This is a genomic window from Kitasatospora sp. NPDC052896 (assembly GCF_044547075.1).
Taxonomy (GTDB): Bacteria; Actinomycetota; Actinomycetes; order Streptomycetales; family Streptomycetaceae; genus Kitasatospora.
In genome coordinates this window covers 367,918-380,495 of record NZ_JBITZU010000002.1, presented here as the reverse complement: position 1 = coordinate 380,495, position 12,578 = coordinate 367,918, and the positions used below count along the sequence as shown (strand labels likewise).

Below are 12,578 nucleotides of genomic sequence, written 5' to 3'. Positions count from 1 at the left end.
CTGGCACCGACGCCACCAGTCCGTTCCGGTTTCGGGGTTCCCGCGGCCGGTGCTGCGATACTGCCCACATGGTGAACCGCCTGGCCGATGCCACCTCCCCGTACCTGTTGCAGCACGCCGACAACCCCGTGGACTGGTGGCCCTGGGGGCCGGAGGCCTTTGCGGAGGCCGAGCGGCGCGGGGTGCCGGTGCTGTTGTCCGTCGGGTACGCGGCTTGCCACTGGTGTCATGTGATGGCGCACGAGTCCTTCGAGGACGCGGGGCTGGCCGAGTACCTCAACGAGCACTTCGTCTCCGTCAAGGTGGACCGCGAGGAGCGGCCGGACGTCGACGCGGTGTACATGGAGGCGGTGCAGGCGGCGACCGGGCAGGGCGGTTGGCCGATGACGGTCTTCCTCACCCCCGAGAAGGCCCCGTTCTACTTCGGCACCTACTTCCCGCCCGAGCCGCGACACGGGATGCCCGGGTTCCGGCAGGTGCTGGAGGGAGTGTCGGCCGCCTGGCGGGAGCGCCGGGACGAGGTCGGCGAGGTGGCCGACCGGATCCGGGCCGACCTGGCGGAGCGGGCCGCGGTGTACGGCGCGGGCGTGGGGCTGCGCCCGCCGGGGGCGGCGGAGCTGGACCAGGCGCTGGTGGCGCTGGGCCACGGCTTCGACGCCGAGTGCGGTGGCTTCGGCGGGGCGCCCAAGTTCCCGCCGTCGATGGTGCTGGAGTTCCTGCTCCGCCACCACGCCCGGACCGGCTCCGGCCCGGCCCTGGAGATGGCCGAGCGGACCTGCGAGGCGATGGCCCGCGGCGGGATCTACGACCAGCTCGGCGGCGGCTTCGCGCGCTACTCGGTGGACGCCGAGTGGATCGTGCCGCACTTCGAGAAGATGCTCTACGACAACGCGTTGTTGCTGAGGGTCTACCTGCACCTGTGGCGGGCCACCGGGCAGCCGCAGGCGCGTCGGATCGCGCTGGAGACCGCGGACTTCCTGCTGCGCGAACTGCGCACCCCCGAGGGCGCGTTCGCCTCCGCGCTGGACGCGGACAGCCTGGACCCGGCGACCGGCAGGTCCGCCGAGGGTGCCTACTACGCCTGGACGCCGGGGCAGTTGGCCGGGGCACTGGGTGAGGCGGACGGTGCGCTGGCCGCCGAGCTGTTCTCGGTCACCGAGCACGGCAGCTTCGAACACGGCTCCTCCGTCCTGCAGTTGCTGCACGAGCCGGACGATCCGGCGGCGTACCAGCGGGTCCGGACCCAACTGCTGGCGGCCCGCGCCGAGCGTCCGGCGCCGGCCCGGGACGACAAGGTGGTCGCGGCCTGGAACGGCCTGGCCATCGCGGCACTCGCCGAGACCGGCGCACTGCTGGACCGGCCCGACCTGGTGGAGGCCGCGGCGCGCGCCGCCGACCTGCTGCTCTCGGTCCATCTGACCGAGACGGGACGGCTGTTGCGCACCTCGCGGGACGGCCGGCCGGGTCCGAACGCCGGGGTGCTGGAGGACTACGCCGACACCGCCGAGGGGTTCCTGGCGCTCTACGCGGTGACCGGCGAGGAGTCCTGGCTCGAGCTGGCTGGCGGGCTGCTCGACCTGGTGCTCAAGCACTTCACCGACGAGGCGTCAGGATCTCTGTACGACACGGCGGATGACGCCGAGGAGCTGATCCGCCGCCCGCAGGACCCGACCGACAACGCGACCCCGTCCGGCTGGACGGCCGCCGCGCAGGCGCTGCTGACGTACTCGGCGTACACCGGCTCCGCGCGCCACCGCACCGCCGCCGAGCGGGCGTTGGGCGTGGTCGGCGCGCTGGCCGGGCAGGCGCCGCGGTTCATCGGCTGGGGGCTGGCGGCGGCCGAGGCGCTGGCCGACGGACCGCGCGAGGTCGCGGTGGTCGGCCCGGCCGGCGACCCGCGGACCGCCGCGCTGCACCGCGCGGCGCTGTCGGGCACCGCGCCCGGCGCGGTGGTGGCGCTGGGCGAGCCGACCCGCCCGGGCGAGCCGGCCCGGGTGCCGCTGCTGACGGACCGCCCGCTGCTGGACGGCGCGCCCGCGGGGTACGTCTGCCGGCACTTCGCCTGCGAGGCCCCCACGGCCGACCCGGCGGAGCTGGCGCGCCGGCTGGGCGCCCACGCGGAGTAGCGAAGTGGCCCCGGCTGCCGGGCCCGGCCACGTCGCAACCCGGGTCGCCCTGGTAGATGGCCGGGTACCGGTCGACGCCGTCGCGGTGGGCCCGCAGCGCGTGCTGCGAGTCGCGGCGCAGCAGTTGGCGGTCGGCGCCGAGCCGGATCCGCTCGATGTGGGCGACGGTGTGCAGGCCGGTGTCGCGCGGGCCGGACAGCTCGGCGAGCAGCTCGTCCACCGCGGTGGCGGGGGAGACCAGGTCGCGGTACGGGCGGACGGGCACCGCGGCCGGTTCCTCGCCGAGCGTCCGCCGGGGCCGAGCAGCCGGGTCAGCGAGTGCGTCGGGAGTTCCAGCACCTCCTCCAGCGCCCCTACCGCGTGCAGGGATTCGGGGCGCTCCGGGCGGCGCCGGCCCTGCTGCCAGTAGCTCAGGCTGGTCACCCCGACGTGCCCGCCACGCTGAGCGAGGTGCTGCTGCACCCGGTGCGGCGCCAGCCCGCGCGCGCCGAGCGCGGTCCGCAGGGCCAGGTGGAAGGGGCCGGTCCGCAGGACCATGGCCAGTTCGGGCGGCGAACTGCGCCCCACGGCTGTCCGGGCCGACCGTGCCGGTCCACACCCTCGACCCGGCCGCTGCCCCGGAACCTCGGAGGCACCCGCGCGCGTGTTGGCACCGGGAGTTGAGGAAAGGTTGACGCGCTGTTCGCCCACCGCTGACTACGGCGTGTCACGGTCGGTCGATACCATGTGGCACGGGGTCAGAGCGGGGAGAGGTGGCGGTGGCTGTGCGCGATGCGCGGGATCTGCAGCTCTGGGGTGGCGTCGCCGTGGTGGCGGGCGCGCTGATGGTGGTCGCGGGTTACCTGGTCGACGGCGCGCCGTTGGTCTGGGCGGTGGCCTCGGTCGAGGTGTTGCTGGTGATGGTCTACGTCGCCCGCCGGTTCCGCTACCTGCTGCGCCGCGAGCACCCCGGCACACCGGCCGGCCCGTTCGTCGAGGACGCCGCGCACTGCGAGCGCTGCCGCCGGGCCCGTGAGCAGCGGGACGCGCTGGCCAGCCGGCGCGCCGGGGCGTCGGCGGCGCGGCCGGCGGACGGGCTGTCGTCAGCGGGTCGCGTTGTAGGCCACCAGTGAGACGCCGACGTACTGCACGATGAAGGCGCCCAGCGTGAAGGCGTGGAAGACCTCGTGGAACCCGAACCAGCGCGGTGACGGATCGGGCCGCTTGAGGCCGTAGACCACGCCGCCCGCGCTGTAGAGCAGGCCGCCGACGACCATCAGGGTGATCACCGCGACCCCGCCGGTGCGCAGGAAGTCGGGCAGGAAGAACACCGCGGCCCAGCCCAGCGCGAGGTAGCAGGGCGTGTAGAGCCAGCGCGGGGCGCCGACCCAGAGGACCCGGAAGGCGATCCCGGCCAGCGCGCCGCCCCAGACCAGCCAGAGCAGCAGCTCCCGGCGGCCGCCGTGCAGCAGCAGGATGGTGAACGGCGTGTAGGACCCCGCGATGATCAGGAAGATGTTCGCGTGGTCGAGCCGGCGCAGCACCGCGTCGCCGCGCGGTCCCCAGTCGAAGCGGTGGTAGACGGCGCTGATCCCGAACAGCAGCCAGGCCGTCACCGAGTAGATCGCGCAGGCGACCCGGGCCCGTGGTGAGTCCGCCAGGCAGATCAGCACGATCCCGGCGGCCACCGAGGCGGGGAACATCCCCGCGTGCAGCCAGCCGCGCCAGGCGGGTTTGGCGGGCAGCACGCCGCCGACGGGCGAGGAGCCGGGCGCAGGCGTGGCAGAGGTGTCCGAGGCCGCAGTCATGATCCTCATGCTACCTACGGGTGCGTAGGTTACTTGTAAGTAGGAAGTGGCTCTCATCACTTTTGGCCATTCTGGAGTGTTCCACCCCGATCGACTCATGGTCGACACCTGCCGAAGTCGCCCAGGGATCTGCCAGTTTTTGGCCAATGAGTAGCAAAACTTGCGGCAAAGCTGCCATGACGCCGTGTTGTCCCTCAAATGGCCGGGCTACGCTGCAAGCACCCTCAAACCCCCGGACGCCTGTCATGGACGATCAGGCGTGAAACGGAGCGATCGTGTCGTACGAGAACTCTGCCCTCAGCGCAGCCGCCCCGACCCGTCACCAGCGCCTGGTGGCGTGGGTCAGCGAGATCGCGGAGCTCACCCAGCCGGACCGCGTCGAGTGGTGTGACGGCTCGGAGGAGGAGGCCCGCCGGCTCTCCGAACTCCTGGTCGAGCAGGGCACCTTCAAGAAGCTCAACCCCGAGAAGCGAGCCAACTCCTACTACGCCGCGTCCGACCCCAGCGACGTCGCGCGGGTCGAGGACCGCACCTTCATCTGCTCCGAGCGGGCGGAGGACGCCGGCCCGACCAACCACTGGAAGGCCCCCGCCGAGATGCGGGAGATCTTCCAGGGCGAGCGGGGTCTGTTCCGGGGCTCGATGAAGGGCCGCACGATGTACGTCGTGCCGTTCTCGATGGGCCCGGTCGGCTCGCCGCTGGCCGCCTACGGCGTCGAGATCACCGACTCCGCCTACGTCGCGGTGTCGATGCGGGTGATGACCCGGATGGGTCAGGCAGTGCTCGACCAGCTCGGCGAGGACGGCGACTTCGTCAGGGCCGTGCACACCGTGGGCGCCCCGCTGGCCGAGGGCCAGGCGGACGTGCCGTGGCCGTGCAACAGCACCAAGTACATCTCGCACTTCCCGGAGACCCGGGAGATCTGGTCCTTCGGCTCGGGCTACGGCGGCAACGCGCTGCTCGGCAAGAAGTGCTACGCGCTGCGGATCGCCTCCACGATGGCCCGTGACGAGGGCTGGCTGGCCGAGCACATGCTCGTGCTGAAGCTCACCCCGCCGAGCGGCGAGGTCAAGTACGTCACCGCGGCCTTCCCGAGCGCCTGCGGCAAGACCAACCTGGCCATGCTCCAGCCCACCATCCCGGGCTGGAAGGTGGAGACCATCGGCGACGACATCGCCTGGATGCGGTTCGGCAAGGACGGCCGGCTCTACGCGATCAACCCGGAGGCCGGCTTCTTCGGCGTCGCCCCGGGCACTGGCGTGGACACCAACGCCAACGCCATCGCCACCCTGCACAGCAACACCGTCTTCACCAACGTCGCGCTCACCGACGACGGCGACGTCTGGTGGGAGGGCCTGACCGACGAGCCGCCGGCCCACCTGACCGACTGGCGCGGCGACGACTGGACGCCGGAGTCCGGCACCCCGGCCGCCCACCCGAACGCGCGGTTCGCCGTCCCGGCCGCGCAGTGCCCGACCATCGCCCCCGAGTGGGAGGACCCGGCGGGTGTGCCGATCTCGGCCATCCTGTTCGGCGGTCGCCGGGCCACCGCGGTTCCGCTGGTCACCGAGTCCTTCGACTGGCAGCACGGCGTCTTCCTGGGCTCCAACATCGCCTCCGAGAAGACCGCCGCCGCCGAGGGCACGGTCGGCGAGCTGCGCCGCGACCCGTTCGCGATGCTGCCGTTCTGCGGCTACAACATGGGCGACTACTTCGCGCACTGGCTGAAGCTCGGCGCGCAGGCCGACGCCGGCAAGCTGCCGAAGATCTTCTACGTCAACTGGTTCCGCAAGAACAGCGACGGCCAGTTCGTCTGGCCGGGCTACGGCGAGAACAGCCGGGTGCTCAAGTGGATCGTCGACCGCCTGGAGGGCACGGTCGAGGGCGTCGAGACCCCGATCGGCCGGCTGCCCAAGGCCGAGGAGCTCGACCTGGACGGCCTGGAGCTGTCGGCCGACGACCTCGACCTGCTGCTGAGCGTGGACACCGACATCTGGCGGCAGGAGGCCGGGCTGATCCCCGCCCACCTGGAGCTCTTCGGTGAGCACACGCCCAGCCAGCTGTGGGACGAGTACCGGGCGCTGGTCAAGCGCCTGGGCTGACGCCTCCGGGGTTCCGGTCCGACCGCCGCGCGCGGAACGCGTGGCGGCCGGACCGGCATGACCTCGCTCGACCTCGGTACGGCCGCGGCCTCCGGCCCGGCGATCCTCCCCGACCAGTGGGATCGCCGGGCTGGGGACTGCGGCCGTCGGCGTTCCGGGGGGCCGCTCTCGTCGGTGGCCAGGCGCTACGGCTGCACGTAGCCCTGGAGGAAGGTGCCGATCCGGGTCACCGCGTCCTCGATCTCCTCCGGGCGCGGCAGCGTGACCAGCCGGAAGTGGTCCGGATCCGGCCAGTTGAAGCCGGTGCCCTGGACGATCAGGATCCGCTGCGACCGCAGCAGGTCCAGCACCAGCTGGGCGTCGTCCCGCACCTTGTAGACCGACGGGTCGAGCCGCGGGAACGCGTACAGCGCGCCCTTCGGCTTGACGCAGCTGACCCCGGGGATCTCGTTGAGCAGCCGGTACGCGGCGTCCCTGGACTCCAGCAGCCGGCCGCCGGGCAGCAGCAGGTCCTTGATCGACTGCCGGCCGCCGAGCGCCGCCGCGACCGCGTGCTGGGCCGGCATGTTGGCGCAGAGCCGCATGCTGGCCAGCGTGTTGAGACCCTCGATGTAGCTGGGCGCGCGGTCACGGTCGCCGGAGAGCACCATCCAGCCGGACCGGAAGCCGGCCACCCGGTAGGCCTTGGACATCCCGTTGAACGTGACGCAGAAGAGGTCCGGGGCCAGCGTGGCCAGCGGCACGTGCTCGGCGTCGTCGTAGAGGATCTTGTCGTAGATCTCGTCGGCGTAGACCACCAGCTGGTGCTGGCGGGCGAGCTCGACGATCCCCTCCAGCACCTCGCGCGGGTAGACCGCGCCGGTCGGGTTGTTCGGGTTGATCACCACGATCGCCCGGGTGCGGTCGGTGATCTTCGCGGCGATGTCGGCCAGGTCCGGGTACCACTCGGACTGCTCGTCGCAGCGGTAGTGCACGGCGGTGCCGCCGGCCAGGCTGACCGAGGCGGTCCAGAGCGGGTAGTCGGGGGCCGGGACCAGCACCTGGTCGCCGTTGTCCAGCAGCGCGGTCATCGCCAGCTGGATCAGCTCGGAGACGCCGTTGCCCAGGTAGACGTCGTCGACGCCCAGGTCGTGCAGGCCGCGCTCCTCGTAGTGCATCACCACGGCGCGCCGGGCGGAGAGCAGGCCCCTGGAGTCGCCGTAACCGTGCGCGCCGGCCAGGTTGCGCAGGATGTCCTGCAGGATCTCCGACGGGGCCTCGAAGCCGAAGGCGGCCGGGTTGCCGGTGTTCAGCTTGAGGATGCGATGGCCCTGGTCCTCCAGCCGCATCGCCTCGTCGAGTACCGGGCCGCGGATGTCGTAGCAGACATTGGCGAGCTTGCTGGACTGGAAGACCTGCATGCGGTCACTCTACGGGCCCACCGCCCGAACCCGCGCGCGTTCCCGGTGGCCCGGGATTGCGCGGGGGCGGCGTTGGGCAGAGGGGGAGTCGTGATCGGACTGCTGCTGGGAGCCACCGCGGGGCTGGCCGCCGCCCCGCCGTTGCGTGCGGCGGCGGCCCGCTACGCCGTGCCGTACGGCGAGCCGCTGCGGGTCTGCGACTGCGGCACGGCGCACCGGTGGTTGCCGCCCTCCGCGCGCTGCCCGCGCACGGGCGCGCCGGGCGGCCCGGCGCCGCTCGCGGTCGAGCTGGTCGCGGTCGGGGTCGGCGCCGCGATCGGCGCGGCGGCGAGCTGGCCGATCGGCCTGCTGCTGGCGTGGACCGGGCTGCTCGGCGTGGTGCTCGGCTTCGTGGACGCCGCCGAGCGCCGGCTGCCGGACGCGCTCACCCTGCGGCTGGCGCTGGGGACGGCCGTGCTGCTGCCGCTGGCCGCGCTGCTGGACCACCGGCCGGCCGTGCTCACCCGCTGCCTGCTGGCCGCGCTGGTGCTCGGGGCGGTCTACGGGACGCTGGCGCTGCTCGCCCCGATGGGCTTCGGCGACGCCAAGCTCGCCCCGGCGCTCGGCGCGCTGCTCGCCTGGTACGGCTGGCCGGCGGTCTACACCGGGGTGTTCGCGGGCTTCCTCTGCGCGGCGCTGTGGGGCGGACTGCTGCTGCTGACCGGTCGGGCCAAGGCCGGCCACCAGCTGGCGTTCGGGCCGTGCATGCTGCTCGGCGCGCTGCTCGCGGTGCTCTCGGCGCGCTGAACGGCGGTGGGCCCGTCGCACCTGTCCCCGGCGCGACGGGCCCACCACCCCGGGCCGGCCCTCCCCTCGAGGGGCCGGCCGCGGACGGAATGCCGCGGGCGGAGTCAGGGCATGGCGTGGACGTGGGCGCCCACGTTGGTGGAGAAGTCGTCGCCGCCCGCGGCGTCCCAGTTGGTGGACCAGGTCATCGCGCCGCGGATGGTGGGCCACTTGGCCGGCGGGACGAAGGTGCCGCAGTGGGTGCCGGTGGCCAGGCAGTCCAACGCGTCGTCCACCACCGTGGAGTTCACGTAGCCGCCGCCCGCCGCCTTGGCGGAGGCCGGCACGCCGATGCCGATCTGGGACGGGTCGAGGCCGCCCTCGATGTGGGTGCAGATCTGGCTGGTGATGAAGTCGACCGTGCCCTGGTCGTAGACCTTGCCGTCGCAGCCGTTCATCCCACCGGAGTTGTAGAACTGGGTGTTGACGACGGTCAGGATGTCCTTGGTGGCGAGCGCCAGTTGGAAGTAGTCGCCGCTGGTGTTGTACATGTCGATGGTCTGCGGGGCCATGGTGAGGACGAAGCCCGGGCCGACCTCGGCCGCCAGGGTGTGCAGGGCCTGCGCCAGGTAGGTCGGGTTGACGCCGTTCTCCAGGTCGATGTCGATGCCGTCGAAGCCGTACTGCTGGATCAGCGCGTAGGCGCTGCTCGCGAAGTCGGCGGCGGAACCGGCGTCGGCGACGGTGATCGCGCCGTTCTGGCCGCCGACCGAGAGGACGACCTTCTTGCCGGCCGCGTGCTTGGCGGCGATGTCGGCCTTGAACTGGGCGTCGGTGTAGCCGCCGAGGTTGCTGGCGAGGGTCGGGTCGAGGGCGAAGGTGATGCCGCCGGGCTTGGTCGGGTCGGCGTTGGCGAAGGAGACCGCGATGATGTCGTAGGCGCTCTGCACGTCGGCGAGCTTCTGGTCGGTGGCGCCGTTGTCGAAGTCCTGCCAGTAGCCGGTCAGCAGGTGCTTGGGCAGGCCGGTCGACGGGGGAGCGCTGGTGGGCGTGGGCGTGGGCGTGGGCGTGGGCGTTGGAGTCGGAGTCGGAGTCGGAGTGGGTGTCGGCGTCGGCGTGGGTGTCGGGGTCGGCGTCGGAGTGGGGGTCGGCGTGGGCGTTCCGGACCCGCCCGGTCCGGTCAGCGTGATGTCGTCCGCGCCGTACGCGCCCTGTCCGTACCACCCGTGCACGTACACCGTGACGCTGGTGGTGCCGGCCCCGGTGGTGAAGGTGCTGCTCAGCTGGTTCCAGCCGGTCTGGCTCGACCAGCTGCTCGGGTCCGTCCCGCCGGTTCCGCTCGCGCCCAGGTAGACGTACGGGCCCTCCACCCAACCGGCCAGCGTGTAGGTGGAGTTGGGCTGGACCGCGATGGTCTGGCCGCACTGCGCGGTGTCCGCGCCGGTCGGCACGCCCCGCAGCGCGTAGGAGCCGGAGTGCACCGGCGTGGAGACCGCGCTCGCGCCGCCGGCGCAACTCCAACCGGCCAGGGTGCCGGTCTCGAAACCGCCGTTGGTCACCAGGTCGCCCACCGCGGCGCCGGCCGGCCCGGCGGTGAGCGCCAGGCCGGCGCCGGCCAGCACGAGCGCGGTGGAGCCGGCGGTGAGTGCCGGCAGGACGCGCCGGCGTCCGCGGTGGGTGGGGGAGACGACCGTACGGTCCATGGGGGTTTCTCCTGGAGGAGGAGGGGGAGCCGCCGCGGTGGGGGCGCGGCGGCTCCGGGTGGGGGAGGAGGGAACGGCGCGGGAAGACGCCCGGGAGCGAGGGTGGTTGGCCGTCCAACCACGTGTCGAACAAGTTGGACTAGACCAATGCCGAGCGTCAAGGAGTCATCGCCCGCCTTTACCCGCCCTTAAGGATCCGGAGACCTCGCCGTGTCCGTCCGGCGTTCTCGCGACGACGGCTCCACACCATCCCCACCTGCTGCTTTCCCGTCGACTGCGCCGCCGGAGTAGGCTTCCTCCGGACCCAGCGCGGAGCGTGCCAGGGCCAGGGGGTACGAGCTCGGAGGGGCTGAACGTCATGGGTCTGCGCGATGTCGTCGACCGCACGCCGGGTCTGCGCACCCTGCTGGGCGGCATGTACAACCTCTACGGTCAGCGGGTCGAGGCCCATCTCGGGCGCACCCCGCACCACGTCGGCGTGATCATGGACGGCAACCGCCGCTGGGCGAAGGCGGCCGGCGGTTCGACCGCCTTCGGCCACCAGCGCGGCGCCGACAAGATCAAGGAGTTCCTCGGCTGGTGCGACGAGACCCGGATCGAGGTGGTCACCCTCTGGATGCTCTCCACCGACAACCTCTCCCGCCCGGCGGACGAGCTGGTCCCGTTGCTGGGGATCATCGAGGACGCGGTGACCGGTCTCGCCGACGCCCAGAAGTGGAAGGTCAACCCGATCGGCACGCTCGACGTGCTGCCGCCGAAGACCGCCGAGATCCTGAAGAGTGCCGCGGCCGCCACCGAGCACCTGGAGGGCATCACCGTCAACGTCGCCGTCGGTTACGGCGGCCGGCACGAGATCGCGGACGCGGTCCGCTCGCTGCTGCAGGAGCATGCCGAGCGCGGCACCACGATCGAGGAACTGGCCGAGATCCTCGACGTCGAGCACATCGCCGAGCGCCTCTACACCAAGGGCCAGCCCGATCCCGACCTGGTCATCCGCACCTCGGGTGAGCAGCGGCTCTCGGGCTTCCTGCTCTGGCAGAGCGCGCACAGCGAGTTCTACTTCTGCGAGGCCTACTGGCCGGCCTTCCGCAAGGTCGACTTCCTGCGCGCGCTGCGCGCCTACGAGGAGCGGCACCGCCGCTACGGCGGCTGACCTTCCGTCGCCACCTACCCCCAGGGCCGGCGTGGACAAACGTTCATCCGGAGTGATCTCGGAGTTCGCCTGGCCGGGCATGCCCGACCCGCCGTCAGGGAATAGACATGGCAGACCGGCACCCTGGCACCAACGGGGTCGCGGGGGCCGGTGAGCCGCGGGTGACGCAGGGTCGCCCGCCCTGGAGGCCTAGTGGTCAGTTCCAAGAGCCGCCGGACACCAGACCGGCGCACGTACGTCCTTGACACCAGTGTGCTCCTGGCCGACCCGCTCGCCATGACGCGCTTCGAGGAGCACGAGGTGGTCCTCCCGGTGGTCGTGGTGACCGAGCTGGAGGCCAAGCGGCACCACCCCGAGCTGGGGTACTTCGCCCGCCAGGCCCTGCGCCTGCTCGACGACTACCGGATCCGTTACGGCCGGTTGGACGAGCCGATCCCGGTCGGTGAGATCGGCGGCTCGATCCGGGTCGAGCTGAACCACTCCGACACCTCGCTGCTCCCGGCCGGCTACCGGCTCGGCGGCGGGGAGGCGGACACCCGGATCCTGGCGGTCGCCCGCAACCTGCAGGCGGAGGGGTACGACGTCACGGTCGTCTCCAAGGACCTGCCGATGCGGATCAAGGCGAGCGCGGTCGGGCTGCTCGCCGAGGAGTACCGCGCCGAGCTGGCGATCACCTCCGGCTGGACCGGAATGTCCGAACTGCCCGTCTCCGGCGATCAGGTGGACGCGCTGTTCAGCGCGCCGCACGAGGCCGCCCTCGAGGTCGACGGTGCCGAGGAGCTGCCGGTCCACACCGGACTGGTGCTCAGCTCGGAGCGCGGCCGGGCGCTCGGCCGGGTGACCGTGGACGGCCGGGTCCGGCTGGTCCGCGGTGACCGCGAGGCGTTCGGGCTGCGCGGCCGCAGCGCCGAGCAGCGGGTCGCCCTGGACGTGCTGCTCGACCCCGAGGTCGGCATCGTCTCGCTCGGTGGCCGGGCCGGCACCGGCAAGTCCGCGCTGGCGCTCTGCGCCGGCCTGGAGGCCGTGCTGGAGCGCCGGCAGCACCGCAAGGTGATGGTGTTCCGGCCGCTGTACGCGGTCGGCGGCCAGGAGCTCGGCTATCTGCCGGGCTCCGAGTCGGAGAAGATGAGTCCCTGGGCCCAGGCGGTCTTCGACACCCTCGGGGCGGTCACCACCCCGGCGGTGATCGAGGAGGTGATCTCCCGCGGGATGCTGGAGGTGCTGCCGCTCACCCACATCCGGGGCAGATCGCTGCACGACGCCTTCGTGATCGTCGACGAGGCCCAGTCGCTGGAGCGGAACGTGCTGCTCACGGTGCTCTCCCGGATCGGCCAGGGCTCGCGGGTGGTGCTCACCCACGACGTCGCCCAGCGGGACAACCTGCGGGTCGGTCGGTACGACGGCGTGGTCGCCGTAGTGGAGAAGCTGAAGGGGCACCCGCTCTTCGCGCACATCACCCTCACGCGCTCCGAGCGCTCCCCGATCGCCGCCCTGGTGACCGAGATGCTGGAGGACATCCAGCCCTAGCGGGTCGGATGGTTG

Annotated in this window: 9 protein-coding genes and 1 pseudogene; 6 read left to right on the top strand and 4 right to left on the bottom strand. The window is 72.4% G+C overall.

The window, feature by feature from the left end; genetic code table 11:
- Nucleotides 1-68: 68 nt before the first annotated feature.
- The gene (locus tag ACIGXM_RS07810) at nt 69-2,126 is read left to right on the top strand and encodes a thioredoxin domain-containing protein (protein ID WP_396557968.1); all 2,058 of its coding nucleotides are present in this window, start codon (nt 69-71) and stop codon (nt 2,124-2,126) included.
- A 31-nt stretch (nt 2,127-2,157) separates the two neighbouring features.
- Here ACIGXM_RS07810 and ACIGXM_RS07805 read toward each other — a convergent pair.
- A pseudogene (locus ACIGXM_RS07805) lies at nt 2,158-2,663 on the bottom strand (hypothetical protein); the annotation flags it as partial.
- 221 nt (nt 2,664-2,884) lie between these two features.
- On the opposite strand from ACIGXM_RS07805, the gene ACIGXM_RS07800 reads away from it, so the two are divergent.
- The gene (locus ACIGXM_RS07800; RefSeq protein WP_396557966.1) at nt 2,885-3,238 is read left to right on the top strand and encodes a hypothetical protein; all 354 of its coding nucleotides are present in this window, start codon (nt 2,885-2,887) and stop codon (nt 3,236-3,238) included.
- Here ACIGXM_RS07800 and ACIGXM_RS07795 read toward each other — a convergent pair.
- Complete coding sequence (locus ACIGXM_RS07795; protein WP_396557964.1) at nt 3,209-3,913, bottom strand: hemolysin III family protein; 705 nt, start codon at nt 3,911-3,913, stop codon at nt 3,209-3,211. The genes ACIGXM_RS07800 and ACIGXM_RS07795 overlap by 30 nt on opposite strands.
- A 275-nt stretch (nt 3,914-4,188) precedes the next feature.
- On the opposite strand from ACIGXM_RS07795, the gene ACIGXM_RS07790 reads away from it, so the two are divergent.
- The gene (locus ACIGXM_RS07790) at nt 4,189-6,015 is read left to right on the top strand and encodes a phosphoenolpyruvate carboxykinase (GTP) (RefSeq protein ID WP_396557962.1); all 1,827 of its coding nucleotides are present in this window, start codon (nt 4,189-4,191) and stop codon (nt 6,013-6,015) included.
- A 185-nt stretch (nt 6,016-6,200) separates the two neighbouring features.
- Here the strand turns inward: ACIGXM_RS07790 and ACIGXM_RS07785 are convergent, their stop codons facing one another.
- Nucleotides 6,201-7,415 carry a pyridoxal phosphate-dependent aminotransferase gene (locus tag ACIGXM_RS07785; protein ID WP_396557960.1) on the bottom strand — a complete coding sequence of 405 codons (1,215 nt, stop codon included), beginning with the start codon at nt 7,413-7,415 and terminating at the stop codon, nt 6,201-6,203.
- A gap of 90 nt (nt 7,416-7,505) precedes the next feature.
- Between ACIGXM_RS07785 and ACIGXM_RS07780 the strand changes: the two genes are divergently transcribed.
- Nucleotides 7,506-8,201: a prepilin peptidase gene (locus tag ACIGXM_RS07780; RefSeq protein WP_396557958.1), complete on the top strand. Its 696-nt coding sequence runs from the start codon at nt 7,506-7,508 to the stop codon at nt 8,199-8,201.
- 104 nt (nt 8,202-8,305) lie between these two features.
- On the opposite strand, the gene ACIGXM_RS07775 is transcribed toward ACIGXM_RS07780, so the two are convergent.
- The gene (locus ACIGXM_RS07775; RefSeq protein WP_396557956.1) at nt 8,306-9,883 is read right to left on the bottom strand and encodes a chitinase; all 1,578 of its coding nucleotides are present in this window, start codon (nt 9,881-9,883) and stop codon (nt 8,306-8,308) included.
- Nucleotides 9,884-10,241: 358 nt separating this feature from the next.
- Between ACIGXM_RS07775 and ACIGXM_RS07770 the strand changes: the two genes are divergently transcribed.
- Together ACIGXM_RS07770 and ACIGXM_RS07765 are read left to right on the top strand one after the other, a co-directional pair.
- On the top strand, nt 10,242-11,036 hold the full coding sequence (locus ACIGXM_RS07770; protein WP_396557954.1) for an isoprenyl transferase: 795 nt from the start codon (nt 10,242-10,244) through the stop codon (nt 11,034-11,036).
- A gap of 192 nt (nt 11,037-11,228) precedes the next feature.
- Nucleotides 11,229-12,563 (top strand): PhoH family protein, encoded by a 1,335-nt coding sequence (locus tag ACIGXM_RS07765; RefSeq protein ID WP_396557952.1) that lies wholly within the window; start codon nt 11,229-11,231, stop codon nt 12,561-12,563.
- The last annotated feature ends 15 nt before the right edge of the window (nt 12,564-12,578 follow it).